The 21,029-nt window shown below is 69.0% G+C and carries 23 protein-coding genes; 16 read left to right on the forward strand and 7 right to left on the reverse strand.

The genetic code is table 11. The annotated features are described in order from the left end of the window. The first annotated feature begins 146 nt into the window (after nt 1-146). The 12 genes from secY (at nt 147) to truA (ending at nt 8,788) form a co-directional block, all read left to right on the forward strand. Nucleotides 147-1,454 (forward strand): preprotein translocase subunit SecY, encoded by a 1,308-nt coding sequence (gene secY, locus MBA17_RS28220; protein ID WP_238499633.1) that lies wholly within the window; start codon nt 147-149, stop codon nt 1,452-1,454. Beyond that, on the forward strand, nt 1,454-2,104 hold the full coding sequence (locus tag MBA17_RS28225) for an adenylate kinase (RefSeq protein ID WP_238499634.1): 651 nt from the start codon (nt 1,454-1,456) through the stop codon (nt 2,102-2,104). Before secY ends, MBA17_RS28225 begins: the two co-directional genes overlap by 1 nt. Before the next feature lie 123 nt (nt 2,105-2,227). Next, nucleotides 2,228-3,088: a type I methionyl aminopeptidase gene (gene map, locus MBA17_RS28230; protein WP_238499635.1), complete on the forward strand. Its 861-nt coding sequence runs from the start codon at nt 2,228-2,230 to the stop codon at nt 3,086-3,088. Beyond that, nucleotides 3,069-3,482 carry a DUF1707 SHOCT-like domain-containing protein gene (locus MBA17_RS28235; RefSeq protein ID WP_238499636.1) on the forward strand — a complete coding sequence of 138 codons (414 nt, stop codon included), beginning with the start codon at nt 3,069-3,071 and terminating at the stop codon, nt 3,480-3,482. Before map ends, MBA17_RS28235 begins: the two co-directional genes overlap by 20 nt. Nucleotides 3,483-4,044: 562 nt before the next feature. Beyond that, the gene (infA, locus tag MBA17_RS28240) at nt 4,045-4,266 is read left to right on the forward strand and encodes a translation initiation factor IF-1 (RefSeq protein ID WP_012887858.1); all 222 of its coding nucleotides are present in this window, start codon (nt 4,045-4,047) and stop codon (nt 4,264-4,266) included. A 25-nt stretch (nt 4,267-4,291) separates the two neighbouring features. Then, nucleotides 4,292-4,405, forward strand: a complete 114-nt coding sequence (gene rpmJ, locus MBA17_RS28245; protein WP_003956441.1) for a 50S ribosomal protein L36 — start codon at nt 4,292-4,294, stop codon at nt 4,403-4,405. A 206-nt stretch (nt 4,406-4,611) separates the two neighbouring features. Next, complete coding sequence (rpsM, locus tag MBA17_RS28250) at nt 4,612-4,992, forward strand: 30S ribosomal protein S13 (protein WP_238499637.1); 381 nt, start codon at nt 4,612-4,614, stop codon at nt 4,990-4,992. Nucleotides 4,993-5,034: 42 nt separating this feature from the next. Continuing rightward, nucleotides 5,035-5,439, forward strand: coding sequence for a 30S ribosomal protein S11 (rpsK, locus tag MBA17_RS28255; protein WP_091090131.1), 405 nt, complete (start codon nt 5,035-5,037; stop codon nt 5,437-5,439). A gap of 21 nt (nt 5,440-5,460) precedes the next feature. After that, a complete protein-coding gene (gene rpsD / locus MBA17_RS28260) occupies nt 5,461-6,087 on the forward strand; it encodes a 30S ribosomal protein S4 (RefSeq protein WP_238499638.1) in 627 nt (208 codons plus the stop codon). A 105-nt stretch (nt 6,088-6,192) separates the two neighbouring features. Beyond that, the gene (locus tag MBA17_RS28265) at nt 6,193-7,209 is read left to right on the forward strand and encodes a DNA-directed RNA polymerase subunit alpha (RefSeq protein WP_238499639.1); all 1,017 of its coding nucleotides are present in this window, start codon (nt 6,193-6,195) and stop codon (nt 7,207-7,209) included. 92 nt (nt 7,210-7,301) lie between these two features. After that, on the forward strand, nt 7,302-7,832 hold the full coding sequence (rplQ, locus tag MBA17_RS28270; RefSeq protein WP_238499640.1) for a 50S ribosomal protein L17: 531 nt from the start codon (nt 7,302-7,304) through the stop codon (nt 7,830-7,832). Between the two features lie 101 nt (nt 7,833-7,933). After that, nucleotides 7,934-8,788 carry a tRNA pseudouridine(38-40) synthase TruA gene (gene truA, locus MBA17_RS28275; protein WP_238499641.1) on the forward strand — a complete coding sequence of 285 codons (855 nt, stop codon included), beginning with the start codon at nt 7,934-7,936 and terminating at the stop codon, nt 8,786-8,788. 371 nt (nt 8,789-9,159) lie between these two features. Here the strand turns inward: truA and MBA17_RS28285 are convergent, their stop codons facing one another. Further along, complete coding sequence (locus tag MBA17_RS28285; protein ID WP_238499755.1) at nt 9,160-11,820, reverse strand: hypothetical protein; 2,661 nt, start codon at nt 11,818-11,820, stop codon at nt 9,160-9,162. Nucleotides 11,821-11,830: 10 nt separating this feature from the next. Here MBA17_RS28285 and MBA17_RS28290 point away from each other — a divergent pair, with 10 nt between their 5' ends. After that, on the forward strand, nt 11,831-12,091 hold the full coding sequence (locus MBA17_RS28290; RefSeq protein ID WP_238499642.1) for a hypothetical protein: 261 nt from the start codon (nt 11,831-11,833) through the stop codon (nt 12,089-12,091). Between the two features lie 542 nt (nt 12,092-12,633). Here the strand turns inward: MBA17_RS28290 and MBA17_RS28295 are convergent. Beyond that, entirely contained in the window at nt 12,634-13,899 is a 1,266-nt protein-coding gene (locus tag MBA17_RS28295) for a hypothetical protein (protein ID WP_238499643.1), read from the reverse strand. A gap of 35 nt (nt 13,900-13,934) precedes the next feature. Further along, nucleotides 13,935-14,654 (reverse strand): CAP domain-containing protein, encoded by a 720-nt coding sequence (locus tag MBA17_RS28300; protein WP_238499644.1) that lies wholly within the window; start codon nt 14,652-14,654, stop codon nt 13,935-13,937. A gap of 408 nt (nt 14,655-15,062) precedes the next feature. On the opposite strand from MBA17_RS28300, the gene rplM reads away from it, so the two are divergent. From rplM to glmM, 3 genes are read left to right on the forward strand one after another with little or no spacing between them, the layout of a single operon-like run. Next, nucleotides 15,063-15,506: a 50S ribosomal protein L13 gene (rplM, locus tag MBA17_RS28305; RefSeq protein WP_238499645.1), complete on the forward strand. Its 444-nt coding sequence runs from the start codon at nt 15,063-15,065 to the stop codon at nt 15,504-15,506. A gap of 56 nt (nt 15,507-15,562) precedes the next feature. Beyond that, nucleotides 15,563-16,084, forward strand: coding sequence for a 30S ribosomal protein S9 (rpsI, locus tag MBA17_RS28310; protein WP_238499646.1), 522 nt, complete (start codon nt 15,563-15,565; stop codon nt 16,082-16,084). Next, nucleotides 16,081-17,442, forward strand: a complete 1,362-nt coding sequence (glmM, locus tag MBA17_RS28315; RefSeq protein ID WP_238499647.1) for a phosphoglucosamine mutase — start codon at nt 16,081-16,083, stop codon at nt 17,440-17,442. Before rpsI ends, glmM begins: the two co-directional genes overlap by 4 nt. A 54-nt stretch (nt 17,443-17,496) precedes the next feature. On the opposite strand, the gene MBA17_RS28320 is transcribed toward glmM, so the two are convergent. From MBA17_RS28320 to MBA17_RS28335, 4 genes are read right to left on the reverse strand one after another with little or no spacing between them, the layout of a single operon-like run. Next, nucleotides 17,497-18,213, reverse strand: a complete 717-nt coding sequence (locus MBA17_RS28320; RefSeq protein ID WP_238499648.1) for an ABC transporter permease subunit — start codon at nt 18,211-18,213, stop codon at nt 17,497-17,499. Further along, nucleotides 18,213-19,169: an ABC transporter ATP-binding protein gene (locus MBA17_RS28325; protein ID WP_238499649.1), complete on the reverse strand. Its 957-nt coding sequence runs from the start codon at nt 19,167-19,169 to the stop codon at nt 18,213-18,215. The genes MBA17_RS28320 and MBA17_RS28325 overlap by 1 nt, the downstream gene beginning before the upstream one ends. After that, nucleotides 19,166-20,056 carry an ABC transporter permease gene (locus tag MBA17_RS28330; protein WP_238499650.1) on the reverse strand — a complete coding sequence of 297 codons (891 nt, stop codon included), beginning with the start codon at nt 20,054-20,056 and terminating at the stop codon, nt 19,166-19,168. Before MBA17_RS28330 ends, MBA17_RS28325 begins: the two co-directional genes overlap by 4 nt. Continuing rightward, nucleotides 20,053-20,985 carry an ABC transporter ATP-binding protein gene (locus MBA17_RS28335; RefSeq protein ID WP_238499651.1) on the reverse strand — a complete coding sequence of 311 codons (933 nt, stop codon included), beginning with the start codon at nt 20,983-20,985 and terminating at the stop codon, nt 20,053-20,055. Before MBA17_RS28335 ends, MBA17_RS28330 begins: the two co-directional genes overlap by 4 nt. Nucleotides 20,986-21,029: the final 44 nt, after the last annotated feature.

Raw genomic sequence — 21,029 nt, forward strand, 5'->3', positions numbered from 1 at the left:
CCGCGCCCATAGTGCGTTAGAGTTCGCTGGGCAGCGGGGCGTTTCGCCGAAGTGTCCCGTGTAGAAATGACTCGATGACAGAGACATTCCATGCACCCTCGCACCATCGCTGACCGATATCGCCTTTCAGGCGCGCAGGAGGGACCGTGCTGACCGCGATTACCCGAGCGTTCCGTACGCCGGACCTGCGCAACAAGTTGCTCTTCACGCTGGGCATCATCGCGCTCTTCCGGCTCGGCTCGGTTCTCCCGACTCCCGGCGTCAACGCCGAGAACGTCCGTCGATGCCTGGAACAGGCACAGGCGGGCGACGCCGGCAACATCTACGGCATGGTGCAGCTGTTCAGCGGCGGCGCGCTGCTGAAACTTTCAGTGTTCGCGCTCGGCATCATGCCGTACATCACCGCGAGCATTATCTTGCAGCTGCTGGTCGTGGTCATTCCACGACTTGAGGCCCTGAAGAAGGAGGGCCAGGCCGGCACGGCCAAGATCACGCAGTACACGCGTTATCTGACCATCGGCCTCTCGATCCTTCAGTCGACCGCGTTCGTCGCGCTCGCCAGGACCGGTCAGCTCTTCCAGCAGTGCCAGGAGGACGTGCTCCTCAACGACGACGTCTTCACCGTCGTGACGATGGTCATCACGATGACCGCGGGCACCGCCGTGATCATGTGGCTCGGTGAGCTCATCACCGACCGCGGCGTCGGCAACGGCATGTCCATTCTGATCTTCACCCAGGTGATCGCGGTCTTCCCGGCCGAGCTGGTCAACATCTTCCGGCAGAACAGCTTCGCCTTCGCCGCGGTGATGGTGGTCGGCGTCTTCATGATCGCCGCCGTCGTCTTCGTCGAGCAGGCCCAACGCCGCCTCCCCGTGCAGTACGCGAAACGCATGGTGGGACGCCGGATGTACGGCGGGACCTCGACGTACATCCCGCTCAAGGTCAACCAGGCGGGCATCATCCCCGTCATCTTCGCCTCGTCGCTGCTCTACCTGCCGCAGCTCGTCACCACGCTGTTCGCCGGCCAGGAGCAACCCAACGTGGTCGTTCAGTGGATCTCCACGAACCTGGCCACGGGTGACACTCCCGTCTACATGGCGACCTTCTTCCTGCTGATCGTGTTCTTCACCTACTTCTACGTGTCGATTACCTTCAACCCCGTTGAAGTCGCCGACAACATGAAGAAGTACGGTGGATTCATCCCGGGCATTCGTCCGGGCCGGCCGACGGCTGAGTACCTCAACTACGTGCTCACTCGCCTAACCGCGCCGGGTGCGTTGTATCTGGGCCTGATCTCCATGGTGCCGATCGTCGCGCTCGCGGTGGCCGGTGCGAGTCAGAACTTCCCGTTCGGAGGGACGAGCATTCTGATCATGGTTGGTGTTGGGCTAGACACCGTGAAGCAGATCGAGAGCCAGCTGCAGCAGCGTAACTACGAGGGTTTCCTGAAGTAGTGCGCCTCGTCCTGGTCGGGCCCCCCGGAGCGGGCAAGGGGACACAGGCCCAGTTCATCGCATCGAACCTGTCCATCCCGAAGATCTCGACAGGGGACATCTTCCGCGCCAACGTATCGGGCGGCACGGATCTCGGCAGGCTTGCCAAGGAGTACATGGACCGCGGCGACCTCGTACCCGACGAGGTGACCATCGCGATGGTCCGCGACCGGCTGGCGGAGGACGACGCGCAGGACGGGTTCCTGCTCGACGGCTTCCCCCGTAACGTGCCCCAGGCCGAGATCTTGAAGAAGATGCTCGCTGAGTGGAACGCCGGGCTGGACATCGTGCTGGAGCTCGTCGTGGACGATGAGGAGGTCGTCCGGCGTCTGGCCGGGCGGCGCACCTGCTCCCAGTGCGGGCGTATCTGGCACGTGGAGTTCGACGACAAGGTGGACGACGTCTGCGACGCCTGTGGCGGCCGTCTCTTCCAGCGCGACGACGACAAGGAAGACACGATCCGCCACCGGCTGGAGGTCTACCAGGAGCAGACGTCGCCGCTGGTCGCCTTCTACGCCGGTGAGCGCATTCTGGTCGGCGTCGACGCGACCGGCCCGGTGGAGGAGATCACCCAGCGGGCGATGGAGGCTCTGAGACCCTTCACCGACTGACATAGGTGTCGCACACGCCACTCAATGGGGTTCGTCCCATGAGTGGCGTGTTGTCGTTTAGGGCAGAATCGGGGGAATTGGGAACCCGTATCGCCCGTTCAACCACCCCAGGGGGTGCCGTAGGTGTTCAAGAAGAACAGGCATGGAATTCAGATCAAGTCGCAGGAGCAACTGGACAAGATGCGGGCGGCGGGTCTCGTTGTCGGGCGCACTCTGGAGCTCCTCCGCGGATCGGTGGAGCCCGGGATGACCCCGCTCGACCTGGACGCGATCGCGGAGAAGGCGATCCGGGCCGAGGGCGCGATCCCGTCCTTCAAGGGCTACCAGGGTTTCCCCGCCACCATCTGCGCCTCGGTCAACGACGAGGTCGTCCACGGCATCCCGAGGAACGCGCGGAGGCTGGCCGAAGGCGACATCATCTCCATCGACTGCGGCGCGATCCTTGAGGGCTGGCACGGGGACTCGGCCATCACGGTCGCGGTGGGCGAGGTCGATCCCCGGCTGACCGAGCTGATGCGGGTCACCGAGGAGGCCATGTGGCGCGGCATAGCGGCGCTCACGGTAGGGCGGCACCTTTCCGACATCGGCCACGAGGTCGAGCGTTACGTGCGTACTCAGGGCCGTTACGGCATACCTCAGGAGTACGGCGGGCACGGCATCGGCACCGAGATGCACATGGACCCCTGGGTGGCGAACCACGGCAAGCCGGGACGCGGGCCCAAGTTCGAGGCGGGGATGTGCCTGGCGATCGAGCCCATGGTCAATCTGGGCACCGACCGGACCAAGGTGCTGGGCGACGACTGGACCGTGGTGACCATCGACGGAAAGCCGTCCGCCCACTTCGAACACAGCGTCGCCGTGACACATAATGGGCCATGGGTGCTCACTGCCCTCGATGGGGGCGAACAACGCCTCAGCGACCTTCTCGGCGCGGGAGTGAATGATGATGGCGTCAAGCCCGGAGATGAGGGCGTCCGACTCTGACCGCGACCGGGTGGCCGGTCTGCTGCGCGAGCACTACGCGCAGGGCCGGCTGACCGTCGAGGAGTTCGACGAACGCCTGGAACAGCTCTACCAGAGCAAGACGTACGGCGAGCTCCAGGTGCTCACCGCGGACCTGCCGGACACCGACATGCGAGCCCTCGCCCGCCGTTCCGCCTCGAAGCCGGCCAAGACCGGCAACGCGGACAAGGGCATGCGGGCGGCCTGGGCGGCCTGGGGCACGGCCAGCGGCATCAACTGGGTGATCTGGCTGATCGTGGGCGTGACCGGGGGAAACATGGTCTATCCGTGGCCGCTGTGGGTGATGGGTCCCTGGGGAGTGGTTCTGCTGGTGGCGACCATCTCCGCGGGCGCCGGTAAGGGGCGGAACCGGTAATGATCCACGCGCGCCGGTGAGAGCGCGGTCCTGCCGGCACTTCGACCCGCGACTTCGACATCCGGGTGCGCGAGGGTGAGTCCTCACCCGGCTCCTCGTCCGACGGCCGGCCCGACGTCTTCCAGGCGTCTTCGTCGCCCCGGCGGGGTGTCTCTGACCTGGAAGGACCCGTCGATGACTTCGGTCATCGGCGGGTCCTCCGTCGTATGAACCCTTTTGTGGGGCAAGAGACACACTCTTTACCGCTGGTCGCAGTTGGCGGGGAAGCGGGTGGGTAACTGATCTTTGGGCGATAGGCCCACCGTGCCCGCTCACCTCCGGTATCGGCGGTACCAGAGGTGTGCGGGCACGGTCCCCGTGTGCGGTAGCCTTAGCGGTGGTGTCCTGACATCGGTCCGTGCGTTTCGCATTTCTGCACCGGTGCCGTACACTTCTTTGTCGGCTCACTATGACCATTGCGCATCGGCGGCCGAATTCGGCCGCCGCTCTCTCGAAGTTCGCGTGGTCGCGGCTGCGTAGTGATCCGATGCCTCAGACGACCGATCAGTGAAACGCGAGGGACATGGCCAAGAAAGACGGCGCCATCGAGATCGAGGGCACTGTGGTTGAGTCGCTCCCGAACGCGATGTTCCGGGTGCAACTCGACAACGGCCATAAGGTCCTGGCCCACATCAGCGGGAGGATGCGGATGCACTACATCCGGATCCTGCCTGACGACAGGGTTGTCGTCGAACTGAGCCCCTACGACCTGAGTCGTGGGCGGATCGTCTACAGATACAAGTAAAGCCGTCTGAGGAACAACGAGGACTATGAAGGTCAAGCCGAGCGTCAAGAAGATCTGCGACAAGTGCAAGGTGATCCGCCGGCACGGTCGCGTCATGGTGATCTGCGACAACCTGCGCCACAAGCAGCGCCAGGGCTAGTCGCCGCATGGCCCCGTTGAGTCCGCTCTCGTAGCGGGCTCGTCCCATGGGGCCGTGCAAACGTAATAGCGCGTCACACCCGTGCAGGCGGCGTAAGCCGTACCACGCGGGAGACCCCCGGTCGGAGGCCGGGGCCCTCGCTCCGGGCATTGGGGAGGGGAAGTGAGGCGCAAGACCTCCGCCACAAAGAAGGAGAATGCCCGACCATGGCTCGCCTGGTTGGCGTCGACCTCCCCCGCGACAAGCGGCTCGAGGTCGCTCTCACCTACATTTTCGGAATCGGCCGCACCCGTGCGCTGGAGACCCTCGCGGCCACCGGCGTAAGCGGGGACCTGCGGGTTCACCAGCTGTCGGACGAGGAACTCGTCCCGCTGCGTGACTACATCGAGGCCAACTTCAAGATCGAGGGCGACCTCCGCCGCGAAGTTCAGGCTGACATCCGACGCAAGATTGAAATCGGCTGCTACCAGGGCATCCGACACCGCCGCGGCCTCCCCGTGCACGGTCAGCGCACGCAGACCAACGCACGCACCCGCAAGGGCAAGAAGAAGACCGTGGCCGGCAAGAAGAAGCCCGGTAAGAAGTAGTCCCGCGCAGCAGGACCGACCACCTTTCGGAGATAGCGCTACATGCCTCCTAAGAGCCGCCAGGGTGCACCCAAGAAGGTGCGCCGCAAGGAAAAGAAGAACGTCGCTCACGGGCACGCCCACATCAAGAGCACGTTCAACAACACGATCGTCTCGATCACTGACCCGACGGGGAACGTGATCTCCTGGGCCAGTGCCGGCCACGTCGGGTTCAAGGGCTCCCGTAAGTCCACCCCGTTCGCCGCTCAGATGGCTGCGGAGAACGCCGCGCGCCGTGCCATGGAGCACGGCATGCGCAAGGTCGACGTGTTCGTCAAGGGTCCGGGTTCCGGCCGTGAGACCGCGATCCGCTCCCTCCAGGCCACCGGCCTCGAGGTGGGTTCGATCCAGGACGTCACCCCGGTCCCGCACAACGGCTGCCGTCCGCCCAAGCGCCGGCGCGTCTGAGCCCCAGGAGAAAACAGAGAAATGGCTCGTTACACCGGAGCGGACTGCAAGCTCTGCCGTCGTGAGAAGACCAAGCTCTTCCTCAAGGGCAAGAAGTGTGAGTCCGCGAAGTGCCCCATCGAAATCCGTCCTTACCCTCCGGGTGAGCACGGCCGCGGGCGTCCCAAGGAGTCTGAGTACCAGCTCCAGCTTCGTGAGAAGCAGAAGACGCGCCGCATCTACGGCATTCTCGAGAAGCAGTTCCACAACTACTACGTGGAAGCCAACCGCAAGTCGGGCAAGACCGGCGAGAACCTCCTCCAGATCCTGGAGAGCCGTCTCGACAACGTGGTCTACCGCGCGGGCTTCTCCGAGTCGCGTGATGCCGCTCGCCAGCAGGTGCGCCACGGCCACATCCTGGTGAACGGCAAGAAGGTCGACATCCCGTCGTACCGGGTGCGCGAGCACGACATCATCGAGGTCCGCGAGAAGTCGCGGAACCTGTTGCCGTACGAGGTCGCCAGGGCGACCGCGGGCGACAAGATCATCCCAGCCTGGCTGGGCGTGGTGCCGGACTCCATGCGAGTCCTCATCCACCAGCTCCCGGTTCGCCAGCAGATCGACACGCAGGTCCAGGAGCAGCTGATCGTCGAGCTCTACTCCAAGTAGTCGCTCGTTGGATGCGGTACGGCTGGCACAGCCGTACCGCATCTATGCTGTATGTATCGGAGTGGCGTCAAATAGCGGGCGCCACTTGAACAAGGGAATCACCACATGCTGATTGCTCAGCGCCCGACTCTTCTCGAGGAGTCCCTCGAAGAGACCCGCTCCCGGTTCGTCATCGAGCCGCTGGAGCCCGGATTCGGCTACACCATCGGCAACTCGCTGCGGCGCACGCTGCTGTCCTCCATTCCGGGGGCGGCCGTCACCAGCATCCGCATCGAGGGCGTGCTGCACGAGTTCTCGACCGTGCCGGGGGTCAAGGAGGATGTCACCGACATCATCCTGAACCTCAAGGAGCTGGTCGTCTCGTCCGAGCACGACGAGCCCGTCGTGATGTACCTGCGCAAGCAGGGTCCGGGTGAGGTCACCGCGGCCGACATCGCGCCGCCGGCCGGTGTCGAGGTGCACAACCCCGAACTGCGGATCGCCACGCTGAACGGCAAGGCGAAGCTGGAGATGGAGCTGACCGTCGAGCGCGGTCGCGGCTACGTCTCCGCCGCGCAGAACAAGCAGCCGGGTCAGGAGATCGGCCGGATTCCGATCGACTCCATCTACTCCCCGGTGCTCAAGGTCACCTACAAGGTCGAGGCGACCCGTGTCGAGCAGCGCACCGACTTCGACCGTCTGATCCTCGACGTCGAGACCAAGCCCAGCATGAAGCCGCGCGACGCCGTGGCCTCGGCGGGCAAGACCCTGGTCGAGCTGTTCGGCCTGGCCCGCGAGCTGAACGTCGAGGCCGAGGGCATCGACATCGGCCCGTCCCCGACGGACGCCGCGCTCGCCGCCGATCTGGCGCTGCCGATCGAGGAGCTGAACCTCACGGTTCGTTCCTACAACTGCCTCAAGCGCGAGGGCATCCACACCGTGGGTGAGCTCGTGGCCCGCAGTGAGCAGGACCTTCTCGATATAAGGAATTTCGGCGCCAAGTCGATCGAAGAGGTCAAGCAGAAGCTGCACGAGATGACGCTCGCGCTCAAGGACTCCCCGCCCGGGTTCGACCCGAGCGCGGTGGCCGGCGACTACAGCGACGACGACGACAGCCGCTACGTCGAGACCGAGCAGTACTGAGCTAGATCATCGGGGGCGCTCCACCGGGGCGCCCGCCGGCCCGACCCCGGTACCTAGTACGGCCGGGGCGGGTTCATCCAAAGGAGAACGCGATGCCCAAGCCCGCCAAGGGTGCCCGTCTCGGCGGCAGCCCGGCTCACGAGCGGCTGATCCTGTCGAACCTCGCGACCGAGCTGTTCCAGCACGGCCGTATCCGCACCACCGTGTCCAAGGCCAAGCGCCTCCGCCCGGTGGCGGAGCGCCTGATCACCAAGGCCAAGAAGGGCGACATCCACAACCGTCGCCAGGTGCTGACCGTCGTCAAGGACAAGGGTGTGGTTCACCACCTCTTCACCGAGATCGCCCCGACCTTCGCGGAGCGTCCCGGTGGCTACACCCGGATCACCAAGATCGGCCCGCGTAAGGGCGACAACGCGCCCATGGCGGTCATCGAACTCGTCACCGAGCCGATGAACCCGGTCAGCGTCTCCCGCCCGACCCCGGCCCCCGCCGCTGAGGCTCCGGCCCCGGTGGAGGAGAAGGACGAGGCCAAGGACGAGGTCACCGAGGCACCCGCCGAGGAGACCGCGGACGCCGCCGAGACCGACGCCCCCGCGGCCGAGGACAAGAAGAACGACGCCTGATCCATCAGGTCGCAACGGGCCCGCCGCCATCCGCGGCCGGGCCCGTTCCTTTTCCCGCGCCGGCACCGCACGGCGTGTGATCGTGAGTGTTGGAGCATGTGATGGAGTCCGTACGGCTTCGGCTTGATCTTGGATATGACGGCACGGACTTCTCCGGCTGGGCCGTGCAGCCCGGCCGGCGAACCGTGCAGGGTGAGATCGAGACGGCGCTCGGGAAGATCCTTCGGCTCGATCCGGCGCCGGCGCTGACCGTGGCGGGCCGTACGGACGCCGGGGTGCACGCGCGTGGTCAGGTCGCCCATGTGGACCTTCCGGTGGCGGCCGTGCAGGCCATCGGACGCGACGCGACGGCGGGAGTCGCTGAGCAGCTCCCTGGGCTGTTGAGACGCCTTGGTGGTGTTATGCCACTGGATGTGCGGGTTCGTCGGCTCAGCGTGGCCCCTGGGGGCTTCGACGCCCGGTTCTCCGCCCTGCACCGCCGCTACGCCTACCGGGTGAGCGACGCGCCCGGCGGCGTCGACCCGCTCCGCCGCCGCGAGGTCCTGTGGCACTCCCGTCCGCTGGACGCCGACGCGCTCAACGCCGCCGCCGCCCGGCTTCTCGGCGAGCACGACTTCGCCGCCTTCTGCAAGAAGCGGGAGGGCGCCACGACCATCCGCGAGCTTCAGAGACTCACCTGGGCACGAGGGGACGACGGGATCCTGGTCGCCACCGTGGTCGCCGACGCGTTCTGTCACTCGATGGTGCGGGCGCTGGTCGGCTCCCTGCTCTTCGTCGGGGACGGCCGCCGGGGGGTGGAGTGGCCCGGCGAGGTGCTGGCCAATGCCGTACGGGATGCCGGGGTGAACGTCGCACCCGCCCACGGGCTGTGCCTCGAAGAGGTCCGTTACCCGCCGCCTGGCGAGCTCGCCGCCCGCGCCGCAGAGACCCGCCGGGTACGCACCCTCGGCTCGTGACCTGCGGCTCGTGACCTGCGGCTCGTGACCTGCGGCTCGTGACCTGCGGCTCGTGACCTGCGGCTCGTGATCTGCGGCGCGCGTGCGGTGCGGGCCTTCATGTCCGCGTCGGGGTTCGCGTGAGCGTTGGGTTTCGGATGCGCAGTGTTTCGGGTGAGCCGCGTTTCGGGTGGGAGACGGTTTCGGGTGTCGGCTTTCCGGGTCGGGTGCCGCGTGGTGTCGGTGGCGGGGCGGGTCGCCGGGTCCCGGGAGCGGCTGGAGCGGGTGCGGATCGTTCTTCGGCCTGGTCGGTCTCAACGGAGCGGGCAAAACCACCTCGTTGTCGATGGCGGCGGGATTGCTGCGGATTTCGGGCGCGGGTGGTCGAGGGGTCAGCCGGTGATGCGGCGTTCCAGGACCAGGGCGGTGGTGTCGCGGAAGTCGCCGCTGATCTTGCCGATGGCCTTCTCCTTGGTGGTCGGGGTGTGGCCGTCGGCGTTCGTGGCGTAGCTGAACACGACGTAGCGGCCCCAGACGAGTCCGGACGCGTAGCCGCCCGCGATGTGGATCCGTTCCGCGCCGGTCCCGGCCTTGGCGGGCAGCGGCTTGAACCAGATGTTGTCGCCCAGCTTCTTCGCCTTGTCGGCCTGCATCGCGGTCTCCCGGGTGGGGAGCACGGCGATCCCGGTCGTCACGGCGTAGCGCTTCTTGCTGTCGACGTAGGTGGCGCGCAGCACACGGCTGCAGGCGTTCTTCTTCAGGGCGACCGCGAAGTCACCGGTGGCGGCCTTCGTGCAGTCGCCCACAAGGGACGTCTTGACCAAGGTGAACGTCATCCCGGAGACCTTCACCTTCTTGTCGGGGAAGGCCTCGTCGAGCGCGAGCGCCTGCGGATCGGTCTCCTCCGAGTTGAGCACCGACTTGCCGGCGTCGGGCGGCGCCGTGACCGGTGGCTCGGGGGCCGGTTGCGTCGCCGCCGTCGTGCCGTCCGGGTTCCCGGTGGGGGCCTGTCCCGTCCACGCCTGGTAACCCAGGTAACCGCCCGCGCCCACCATGGCGACCAGCACCGCCGCGCCCGCGGCGATCACCGCGGTCTTCCGCTTCGGCGGCGGGGGCCCGGCCGGGGCCCCGGGTTGCGGCGGCACGAACGGCCCGCGCGGCACCTCGGGCGTCAGCGTGCCGCCATCCGGCGGCGTCGGCAGGTCCGCGAACCCGGTGGATCCGGCGGGCGGCGTGCCGCGTCCGCCCGTGTTCGGGGCCCAGGGTTGCCAGCCGGTGTCCGTCTGGGGTCCCTGGGGGCCGGGGGGACGCGCCTGGCCCTGGGTGTCGGCCTGCGGTGTCCGGCTGTCCGGCCGACCGACCTTGGACGGGTGGCCTGCCCTGGCCCCGCGGGTGTCCGGCGGGAACGGCGGGAGCGTCTGGTTCCGGGCAGGCTGGTTCCACGGGGCCGGATCGTTCTGTGGCGCTCTGGTCTCGGACGGCTTCCCCGGCGACGCTGCATGGGGAGGCCGGTTGCCCAGGCTCGGCGGTGGCATGCCGGGACCGCCGTGGTTGGGCTGCGCCGGATCGCGCGTCGGAGGACCGGTCGGCGGGGCGTTGTGCGACGCCGTACCAGGAGCCCTCGGGCCGGACGCCTGGCCCGGCTGGTTCTGGCCCGCCGGGCCGCGCCCTGGCTGGGGAGGGGCCGGCCGGCCGGTGCCTGGGTGGTTCGGGTCGGCTGGGATGGGGTCCGCCTGGTTGCCGGTGATCGGATGGGACGGGCCGGCAGGGTGACCGGACTGGGGGAATCCCGTGTTCTGGACGCCGTGGGGCGGTCCGTGCGGGTCGTGCCGGGGAGCCGGTGCGCCTGGAGGCGGCGGGGGGAAGGGGCGCGGGTCTCCGGGCGCTGGTTCCACCCGGCCCTGCAGAATCGGTGGCCCGTCGTGGTCGCCGTGTGCCGGTGCCGCGTCGTGCTCGGGGGCGCGATAGGGAACCGGGCCGGCGGCGGGAGGGCCGGGAGGATGCTCGGGGCCGCCTCTGGCGGGCCGGGAGCCGTTGGTCTCTGAAGGCGATTGCTGGGTCACAGGAGATTCCGGCGGGGTCGGGGGAGCGAGCGGCGGTGCCGTGCCGTCATTACTCGCGATGGTCGGGGGGGTGGTCCCGCGTGGTGCGGGAACGGCGTGCTCTCCTGCGTCGTCGGTGATCGCCGGCAGCCGGGGGTTGGTGTCGTCTTCGGCTGACAGGGGCGGCCAGACATGTACGTCGCCGGGCTCCAGGCCGCGCTCCACGCGGTGGGTGGCTTCGCCCGGGGCCAGGTCGTGGGCTTCGTGGTGGGTCTCACGCTGCTCCAGGTCGTGTCCCGCGTGCTGGGCGGCTTCGCCTGGATCGGGGCCGAAGTCCGTGGGGTGGGTCGGTCCGCTCGGGTCGGGACGGGGGGCGCCGCCGCCGGCCCGGTCCGTTTCCGAGGGGCTCACGGCGGTGGCTGACCACTCGGTCGCGGCGTGCCGTTCCGCATCGGCAGGAGGTGGGTCGGCGCCCGGGTCCGTGCGGGCGAGCGTGGGGGAACCGGTGCCGGCGGGCGGCGCGGCGAGCGGGAGCACGTCAGGGGTGTGCGTCGTCCTCGACGTGTCGCGTGCGTCGCCGGTGGGAGTGCCGGGCGGGTTGTCGTGGTCGTGGTCGTCGCCGACGGGGGTGGTCCCGGACGGGAGATGATCGTCGGCGGCTGGAAGGTCTTCGACGGGTTCCCCGGTGGCGGCGGGCCAGGACAGGACGTCGGGGGCGGCGGGGCCGATCGACATGCCGGCGGCGGCGGCCGTGAAGGCGGGGGAGGGCTGCCACGGGAGGGAGCCGGGCTGGGCGGACCAGGGGGCGTTCGGATCGGGCGTCGAAGGGGATCGCTGCGCGCCCCAGGGCTGGTCGGGCACGGCGAAGCCGGGCTCCGCGTACCAGTAGCCGGGTTCCGGTTCGGCGTGCCAGTCGTAGGGGGAGCCGCCGTCGCCTGGCACTTCCCACGGGTCCGCTCCACCGGTCGAGAACCCCGGCGCGGACCGGTCGTCGGCCGACGACCGGGACACCTGGTCGGGCGTGCGCGCGGCCGGTGTCCCGGCAGGCTGGTGCCAGGGGGCCGCCGGTTCCGATGACCGGCCGGGCGAGGTGGGGGCCGACGGTGGGTACGGCGGGGCCGACGGTGGGTACGGCGGGTCCGCCGTGCTCCCGCCGGGCGCCCCGGGAGCGGTCTCCGGCCGGCCTTCAGGCCAGGACGCCGCGTCGCCCGCGAACGGGGACGCGGACACGGACGGGGACACGGACGGGGACACGGACGGCGGCGCGTGGGCGGCGACGTGACCTGGGTCAGGAGGCGTCACGGGCGCGGCGCCGGTGGACGGCCAGACCGGCGCGTCGGGGGCGACGGCGGGCCGAGCCCCCGGGCTCGTGAGTGATTCGTCCGGGATGTCCGGGGTCGTGGGTGGTGCGGGTGGGATGCCGGTAGCCGTGGGCGGCTCGGTCGGGGTGTCGGGGGGTTCGCGGGGTTCGCGGGGTTCGGGGGGTTCGGGGGGTGTGGTCGGTTCGGGTGGGAGGCCCGCGACCGTGGGGTGGCCCGGGCCGGGACTTACGTCGCCGGATGGGCCGGTCGGGGGCGTTGGTGACGCTGCGGGGTGGTCAGGAGACGGCGTGGAGTCGGCGGACGCGGAATCGGTGGGTTGCCCGAAGCTTGGCGGCGGAGTCGCCGGGGCGGTCGCGCCGTCGGTGTCAGATTCGTGATCGGACACGGGATCCTGGCCACGCATACGCCGAAGCGTACAGAGGCTCGAAGATCGTCATGCCGGTATGGCCGGATCCGACGCCCATTTCGTGGTGCTTGGAGGTGAATTAGGGCGTTTTGGTGGTCAGGTGGGGCGCCGTCCCGTCAGGGCTCTGGAGTCCAGTGCCGGGAATACGGTGGCGTCGGTGATGTCGCGGGCGGCCTGGTTCAGTTTCTTGCGCTCGGCGTCGGTCGGCGTGTGCCCGTCCTTGAACTGGAACCAGAGCAGCACCGCGTAGTGGCCGTGCCGCCAGGCGCCCGCGTTGGCCTGCCCGCTGCCGAGGGCCTTGGTGACGTCGTCCTTGCCGGGCAGCGGCTTGACATAGTCCTCCAGCTTGCCGCCGCCCGCCGCGCTGACGACCTTGGCGGCGAGCTTCGCCGTCTTCAGGTTGGCCACTCCCACGGTTCCGATGAGTTTTCCGGCCTTGTCGCGATAGCTGGCCCTCAGCACCTGGTTGCATTTCGCGTCCTTCAGCGCCTTGGTGAGCTTGCTCCCGGTGGCCGCCTCCTTGCAGGTCTTGTCCGAGCGCCGGGTCGTCATCGTGTAACTCCTGCCGGAGCTCTTGATCTTCTCCTTGGAGAACAGCTCCTTGAGGGTCAGCGGATGCTTGTCCGTGGACCGCGAGGCGGCGTATCCGTCCTTGCCCTCGGGGCCCTGGGGCGTCGGCGCGGGCGACGCCTGACTGGACGGCCGGTCGGCGGTCACGCTGGTGTCGGGATCCATGTTGCCCAGCATCCAGAGTCCGACGCCCCCCGCCACCAGCAGGAGAAGCCCGCCGATCGCGATGTAGATCGGCCGCCGCGACCGTGGCCCCTCGTCATAGGGGCTCCACATGTCGCGGCGCGGCGGCGGGGTCAGGCCCGAAGACTCCTTCCCCGACGACTTCCTGCCCGCGGGATCCTTGCCCGCCGGGGACTCCGCCGGCTTCGCGGCCTCAGGATCCTTCCCCCGCCGGCGCCTCCCCGGCGTCCCCTTGCCCTTGTCGCCCGGACCCTCCGGGCCGCCGGCCTCCTCCGGGCCGCTCCCGCCGTACGGGTGGCCGGCCTCGCCGCCCGGAGGCCGGGAGTCGGGCCCGGGGCTGAAGAAGGGGCCTGCCTCGCGCGCGCGGCGGCCGGCAGCGCGCGGCGGCCCGTCGTCGGGGCCGGGGCCCGGCCCGGGAGCCGGGCCTCTGCCCTGCGGCTGGCCGGGCTCCGGCTCCTTGCCGTACGGCAGGACAGGCTCAGGACCGGCTCCCCGCTCGCGGCGGCCCGGTTCGTCGCGCGGTGCGGCGTCGAACCAGCTCTCCCCAGGTGGGGCGGAGTCAGGGTCGTGGTACGGCTGGCGTCGTGGCGGTTCCCCGGGAAAACCCATGCGCCGAGATTAGCTGTGAACCCGCACAGAACAGGTCACGAATATCCGAAGTCCTGCGTCCACCATGGTCCGCCGGCCCCGTCGGCGACGCCCACGCCGATGGCCGTCAGGGAGCAGTTGAGGATGTTCGCACGGTGGCTGGGGCTGCCCATCCAGCCGCGTACCGCCTCTTCGGCGCTCTGATAGCCGCGGCCGATGTTCTCCGCGCCGCCGTTGGGATAACCGGCCCGTTCCATGCGCGTCCACGGTGAGGTTCCGTCGGGGGAATTGTGCGCGAAATGATTGCTCTCGGCCATCTCCGCCGAGTGCAGCCGCGCGGACTGGGCGAGCCTGGAGTCGATCCTGAGCGGCCGGCACCGCTGCTTGCGCCGTGCGTTGTTGGTCAACCGGACGACCTCGTCCTCCATCGTGGAGAACTGGCCCTCGTCCGCCTTCTCGCCCAGGTCGGGGCCCACGACCGTCTGGCTCTGCGTGGTCTCCAGGGAGCCGGGGATGGAGTTGCGCGGCGGCTGCTTGGTGACGCTGGTGGGCGGCTTGGTCCGTTTGGCGGTCAGTGTCCTGACCGGGGTGGGGCGGATCACCACCCCTAGGGGGGCGCGGCTCTGCGTCCCCTTCTTCGCGTGGTCCTCCTTCGGCTCGCGCGTGGGTTCGGGCGAGAGGACGCGAGGGGCGGCGTTGTTGAGGTAGACCTGATCCGGTACGTCGGGGCCGCGAGACTCCCGGCCGATCACGATTCCGGTGATCAGCACCGCCACGAGGCACGCCAACGCCCCCAGATGATTCCGGCGCCGGAAGTTCCGCTGGGGATGCCGGGGGCGAGAGGGCTGGCGCATACCGCAATCAACGATAGAGATGTTAGGTCTTGGGGTAGAAGAGGATAGACGTAACGAGATTCAACCGTTCTGTCATTCGTAGTCGGAACCCTCGACGGATCCCGGTAAGCTGTTGGTCGGCCCTGTCGTTTTGACCTGTGAGTGCCAGGGTCGGTAGTCTGCTATTTCGTTGTGTGCGGACCAGTCCTCTCGTGACTGGTGTGCGGCGCGTCCGGCGTCATCTCCCGTTGCGTGGAGACGGAAGGTCCGGGCTGTCGTGTGCCCGCACCTCCGACCACCAGCTGTCTCTTCCGACAGCCCAGAAGACGCGAGCAAAGAAGGCCTACGACCGTGCGCACGTACTCACCGAAGCCCGCCGACGTCCAGCGTCAGTGGTACGTCATCGACGCCGCCGATGTCGTCCTGGGCCGGCTGGCCAGCCACGTCGCGACGCTGCTCCGCGGTAAGCACAAGGCGATCTTCGCGCCCCACGTCGACACCGGTGACTTCGTCATCGTCATCAACGCCGACAAGATCGTGCTGACCGGCAACAAGCTTGAGCAGAAGAAGGCGTACCGCCACTCGGGTTACCCCGGCGGCCTGCGTGCAGTGCCCTACAGCGAGCTCATGGAGAAGCGTCCCGACCGCGCCGTGGAGAAGGCCGTCAAGGGCATGCTGCCCAAGAACGCCCTCGGCCGGAGGATGGCCAAGAAGCTGAAGGTCTACGCCGGCTCCGAGCACCCGCACCAGGCGCAGCAGCCGGTGCCGTTCGAGATCACCCAGATCGCCCAGTAGCAGCACCGTTGGCCGAGGCTGACGCCGAGCATCGAAACGAAAGTTAGAGGAGAACCGTGGCTGAGCCCACCGGTGTCGAGACGCCCGTCGAGGGCGCGCTGGAGGAACTCTCCGGCGAGAATTTCCCGTCCGAGTACACCAGCGAGTCCGCTGGCAGTAGCGAGACGGCCGTACGCAAGCCCATCACGACGGGCAACTCGTACGGCACCGGCCGCCGCAAGGAGGCTGTCGCCCGGGTGCGCATCGTGCCGGGCACCGGCAAGTGGACCATCAACGGCCGCTCGCTGGACACCTACTTCCCGAACAAGGTCCACCAGCAGCTGGTGAAGGAGCCGTTCGTCACGCTCGGCGCCGAGGACCAGTTCGACATCATGGCCCGCATCGACGGCGGCGGAGTGACCGGCCAGGCCGGTGCCCTGCGCATGGGCATCTCCCGCGCGCTCACCCTGCTCGACGCGGAGACCAACCGCGCGCCGCTGAAGAAGGCCGGCTTCCTGACTCGCGACTCCAGGAAGAAGGAGCGCTACAAGGCCGGTCTCAAGAAGGCCCGTAAGGCTCCCCAGTACAGCAAGCGTTGACGAGCCGCCTTTTCGGCACCGACGGGGTACGTGGGGTCGCGGGTCGCGACCTCACGGCCGAGCTCGCCATGGACCTCTCGGTCGCGGCGGCTCACGTCCTCGGGGATGCCGGCGCGTTCGTGGGCAGCACCGGGCGGCGTGGCCGCCCGGTCGCCGTCGTGGGCCGGGACCCGCGTGCCTCGGGGGAGTTCCTCGAGGCCTCAGTGGTCGCCGGCCTCGCGTCGTCAGGGGTCGACGTGCTCCGGCTGGGCGTGCTGCCCACGCCCGCGGTCGCGTACCTCACCTCCGCGCTCGGAGCAGACCTCGGCGTCATGCTCTCGGCCTCGCACAATCCCGCGCCGGACAACGGCATCAAGTTCCTGGCCAGGGGCGGCTTCAAGCTTCCCGACTCGGTCGAGAACGAGATCGAGCAGCGGCTCGGCGAGAAGTGGGAGCGCCCTGTCGGGTCCGCCGTCGGCCGGGTGCGGGAGGCGTACGGCGAGGCCGACCGCTACATCGCGCACCTGCTGACCACGTTGCCCCGCCGTCTTGAGGGCCTCAACGTCGTCGTCGACTGCGCGAACGGCGCGGCCCACGTGGTCGCCCCGGAGGCGTTGCTGCGTGCGGGAGCCCAGGTGGAGGCCATCGGGGCGCGTCCCGACGGGCTGAACATCAACGAGGGCTGCGGTTCGACCCATCTGGACAAGCTCCAGCAGGTCGTCGTGTCGCGCGGGGCCGACCTCGGGATCGCCTACGACGGTGACGCCGACCGTTGTCTCGCGGTGACCCACACCGGTGAGATCGTCGACGGTGACCAGATCATGGCCATCCTGGCGATGGCGATGCGCGCGCAGGGACAGCTCGCCGAGGACACGGTGGTGGCGACCGTCATGTCCAACCTGGGCTTCAAGATCGCACTGCGGAACGCCGGGATGCAGGTGATCGAGACCGCCGTGGGCGACCGTTACGTCCTGGAGGCGATGAAGGCCGGGGGCTACAACCTCGGCGGCGAGCAGTCGGGACACGTCCTGCTGCTCGACCACGCCACCACCGGGGACGGCCTGCTGACCTCGCTGCACCTGCTGGCCGAGGTGGCCCGTGAGGGACGCTCGCTGGCCGACCTCGCGTCGGTGATGACCCGGCTGCCCCAGGTGCTGATCAACGTCAGGGACATCGACAAGGCCAAGGCCGTGGCCTCCGCCGATTTGGCCGCCGCCATCGCGCGGGCCGAGGCCGACCTGGGCGAGACCGGCCGGGTCCTGATCCGTCCCAGCGGCACCGAGCCCATGATTCGCGTCATGGTCGAGGCCTCCTCCCACGACCAGGCGAATCTCGTGGCCACCGCGCTGGCCGACATCGTCCGTACCACCTGCGTCTGAACACGTCGAACCCCCGGCGCTCTCGCGAGAGAGGCCGGGGGTTTTTCGCGTTGGTCACTCGTCGCCGGTCAGGGAGAAGGAGCGCAGGCGCTGGCCGGACCAGACGACCGCGCCGAGGGTGACGATGATCAGGGCGGGAATGGCGAAGCCCAGGGCGACGGTGGAGGTCTGGTAGCTGGAGACGGAGATCTGGTCGGCGATCGACTGGGCCCACTGCTGGATGGAGAAGTCGCGGGCGCCGGGGACGAAGCCGCCGACGACGGACTCCCAGATCAGGGCGTAGACGAGGCCGATTGCCACCGCGTGTTTGGTGAACACGCCCAGCAGCAGGAACAGGGCCGCGTAGGCCACGCCGCCGGCGAGGGAGCCGACCGCGAAGCCGAACGCGATGCCGGACTCACCGCTGACCAGGAGGTAGGCCGCGACGAAGGTGGGCACGGCGGCGAAGAGGATCAGCAGGGAGGCCGCGACCAGGAACTTCGTCTGGGCGATGACGGGCCGGGAGATCGGCTTGGAGAGCAGGTGGATGATGGTGCCGTCGTCGATCTCCGGCGCGATCACCCCGGTGCCGACGATCAGGCCGAGCAGGGGCAGCATGGTGCCGATGGCGAACTTCTCCATGAGCAGCACCGCCGACCGCTCGTCGGCGCTGCCGAAGGCGAGCAGCAGTGCGGAGAGGCCGATCAGCACCAGCGGCAGCAGGATCAGCAACCAGACGCGCCGCCGCCCGAGCACGGCCCGGTAGCTGATTCCGGCGACAACAGGGTTCATCAGCTACTCCGGTTGATCAGATAGGAGAACACGCTTTCCAGGTCCTCGTCGGATGGGGCCACCTGGTAGACGTGGACACCGGCGTCGCGGGCGACGCGCGGGAGCAGCCAGGTGAAGCGCCGGAAGTCGACGGCCTGGATCTCCAGGCCGCCCGCCGAGACGGAGACCGAGCCGGAGGAGGCGTCGGCGATCAGGGCGGCGGCCAGGCGGCGGTCGTCGCTCGACTTGACGCGGAACAGGTGCGGCCGGTCGGTCATCCGCCTGCGGATCTCGCGGAAGTCGCCGGAGGCGGCGTGCCTGCCCGCGACGAGCACCTCGATCTGCTCGGCGACCCGCTCGACCTCCTCCAGGATGTGGGAGCTGAACAGGATGGTCTTCCCGGCGGCGCCCATCGCGCGGACCAGGTCCATCAGGTGCATGCGCTGGCGCGGGTCCATGCCGTTGAACGGCTCGTCGAGGAGCAGCACCTGCGGGTCGTGGACCATGGCGGCGGCGACCTTCACCCGCTGGCGCATGCCCTTGGAGTAGGTTTCGATCCGCCGGTCGGCGGCGTCCTCCATCTCCACGGTGGCCAGCGCGCGCCGTGCGGCCTCCTGCGGGTCGGGCAGGCGGTGCAGCCGGGCGCTGGACAGCACGAACTGCCGGCCGGTGAGGAAGCCGTAGACGGCCTCCCGCTCGGGGACGAGCCCGATCAGGCGGTAGATGTCGTGGTTGCGCCAGATGGGCCGGTCGTTCAACGTGACGACCCCGCCCGACGGCGCGAGGAACCCGGCCATCATGTGCAACAGCGTCGACTTGCCCGCCCCGTTGGGCCCGAGCAGCCCGGTCACGCCGGGGCCGATGCGCATGGTGACGTCGTTGACCGCCACCACGTTGCCGTACCAGCGCGAGACCTGGCGCAACTCGATGGCGGCGCCGGCGGTGGCCGTCGGGGTGTCCACGGTCTGCGCGGTCATGAGGAGGCCGCCTTCCGGTAGCGCATGATCAGAGCCAGTACGGCGAGCGCGATCAGGGCCAGCACGCCCAGCAGGGCGATGGGGCCGCCGAGCCCGTCGGGATAGCCGACGCCGTTCCCCGGCGGGGTGTCGAACAGCCACACCTGCACGGCGTCGACGGCGAAGAACGGGTTGATCAGCATCGCCCACTCCGCGGCGCCGTCGCGGCTCAGCGAGGCGAGCACCCCGTAGATCACCCCGGAGATGGCGGAGGTGAGCAGGTAGAAGGCGATGACGGCGGCGACGCCGAGTCCGCGCCTGGGGGTGAACGAGGCGATCGCGGTGCCCACGCAGGCCAGCATCACCGCGTAGAGCACGGAGGTGGCGAGGGCGGCGAAGAATTCCCCGGTGTGCCCCGGTCCCGGCAGGTCGGCGAGGAGTTCGCCGAGGAACATCACGGTCAGCGGGAGGACCATCAGCACCAGCATCGCCAGCGTCATCGCCGCCAGCTTCGCGCCGACGTAGTCGAGCACCGTCACGGGCCTGGACAGGTAGAGCGGCAGCACGCGGAAGCGCAGGTCGGGTGCGACCAGGTAGGGGGCCTGGGTGGCCAGGAAGATGGCGAGCACGGTCTGCATGGTCGCGGTGAAGCCGGGGTAGCCCATCCCCTGCTGTTTCACCAGCATCATGATGGCGACGGTCACCACGGCCGGCAGCAGCATGACGACCAGCAGCCCGAACGGCATGATCTTCGAACGGGCTGGCCGGCCGAGCCCGAAGACGCCGCGCAGGCTGTGCAGGGTCAGCGCGGCGACCGCGCTGCCGCGGCCGAGCCGCCGCCCGTCGTAGTGGCGGTAGCCGATGTCGTGGATGACGCCGGTCGGCTCGTGGATCGGGGTCGCGGTCATGCGGGCACCTGTCCTGCCAGGTCGAGCGCGGCGGCCGAGCCGCGGAAGACGTCCTCGATGCGCTGCCGGCCCTGCTCCAGGCGGATCAGGCGCAGGTCGAGGTCGCACACGGCGTCACGCACGGCGTCGTACGTCTCGGGTCCGGCGACCTGCACCATCAGCAGGCGGCCGTGCGGGGTCACGGTCTGCCCGAGGTCGGCGAGCCGGGCGGCGAGCTGCTCCTGGCCCTCCTCGACCTCCACCGCGACGGTCTGCGTGGCCTGGGTGAAGTCCGAGATCGCGGAGGAGCGCAGCAGCTTGCCCCCGTCGATCACGATCACGTGGTCGCAGACCCGTTCCAGCTCGCCGAGCAGGTGTGAGGTCACCAGCACGCTGATGCCGAACTCGGTGCCGATCCGCCGGATCAGCCCGAGCATCTCGTCGCGGCCCTGTGGGTCGAGGCCGTTGGTGGGCTCGTCGAGGAAGACGAGACGGGGGTCGTGCACCAGCGCCTGGGCGAGCTTGACCCGCTGTTTCATGCCGGTGGAGTAGCCCCCGATGGGGCGGTAGCGCTCTTCGTAGAGGCCCACGTGGCGCAGTGTGTCGGCGGCGCGTTCCCGGGCGTTGGTCCGTGGCAGGCCCGACATCTGGGCCATGTGCACCACGAACTCGGTCGCGGACACGTCGGGTGGCAGGCAGTCGTGCTCGGGCATGTAGCCCACGGCTCGCCGGATCTCCGCGCCTCTGGTGGTGACATCCATGTCGAGCACCTGGGCGTTGCCGGCGGTGGGTTCGAGAAGACCCAGCAGGATCTTGATGAGCGTGGACTTGCCCGCGCCGTTCGCGCCGACCAGGCCCGTCACGCCGGGCCCGACGGTGACCGAGAGCTGGTCGAGTGCCGTGACCCGGGGGAAGCGTCTGGTGAGCCCCTCGGTGGCGAGGATCGTCATGATCCGGACACTACCCCCCGCCGGATGGCCGCCACCTCGTCCAA

Origin of the sequence: Dolomitihabitans soli (assembly GCF_022213955.1) — a bacterium.
Lineage (GTDB): Bacteria > Actinomycetota > Actinomycetes > Streptosporangiales > Streptosporangiaceae > Streptosporangium_A > Streptosporangium_A soli.

Excerpts from the sequence above, each read along its gene's own strand:
- MBA17_RS28235 (WP_238499636.1), top strand. The coding sequence starts at position 3,069 with ATGAGGGCGTCCGACTCTGACCGCGACCGGGTGGCCGGTCTGCTGCGC.
- infA (WP_012887858.1), top strand. The coding sequence starts at position 4,045 with ATGGCCAAGAAAGACGGCGCCATCGAGATCGAGGGCACTGTGGTTGAG.
- rpsD (WP_238499638.1), top strand. The coding sequence starts at position 5,461 with ATGGCTCGTTACACCGGAGCGGACTGCAAGCTCTGCCGTCGTGAGAAG.
- rplQ (WP_238499640.1), top strand. The coding sequence starts at position 7,302 with ATGCCCAAGCCCGCCAAGGGTGCCCGTCTCGGCGGCAGCCCGGCTCAC.
- MBA17_RS28335 (WP_238499651.1), bottom strand. The coding sequence starts at position 20,985 with ATGACGATCCTCGCCACCGAGGGGCTCACCAGACGCTTCCCCCGGGTC.
- MBA17_RS28325 (WP_238499649.1), bottom strand. The coding sequence starts at position 19,169 with ATGACCGCGCAGACCGTGGACACCCCGACGGCCACCGCCGGCGCCGCC.
- truA (WP_238499641.1), top strand. The coding sequence starts at position 7,934 with ATGGAGTCCGTACGGCTTCGGCTTGATCTTGGATATGACGGCACGGAC.
- rpsK (WP_091090131.1), top strand. The coding sequence starts at position 5,035 with ATGCCTCCTAAGAGCCGCCAGGGTGCACCCAAGAAGGTGCGCCGCAAG.
- rpsM (WP_238499637.1), top strand. The coding sequence starts at position 4,612 with ATGGCTCGCCTGGTTGGCGTCGACCTCCCCCGCGACAAGCGGCTCGAG.
- MBA17_RS28320 (WP_238499648.1), bottom strand. The coding sequence starts at position 18,213 with ATGAACCCTGTTGTCGCCGGAATCAGCTACCGGGCCGTGCTCGGGCGG.
- MBA17_RS28295 (WP_238499643.1), bottom strand. The coding sequence starts at position 13,899 with ATGGGTTTTCCCGGGGAACCGCCACGACGCCAGCCGTACCACGACCCT.
- rpmJ (WP_003956441.1), top strand. The coding sequence starts at position 4,292 with ATGAAGGTCAAGCCGAGCGTCAAGAAGATCTGCGACAAGTGCAAGGTG.
- MBA17_RS28330 (WP_238499650.1), bottom strand. The coding sequence starts at position 20,056 with ATGACCGCGACCCCGATCCACGAGCCGACCGGCGTCATCCACGACATC.
- MBA17_RS28265 (WP_238499639.1), top strand. The coding sequence starts at position 6,193 with ATGCTGATTGCTCAGCGCCCGACTCTTCTCGAGGAGTCCCTCGAAGAG.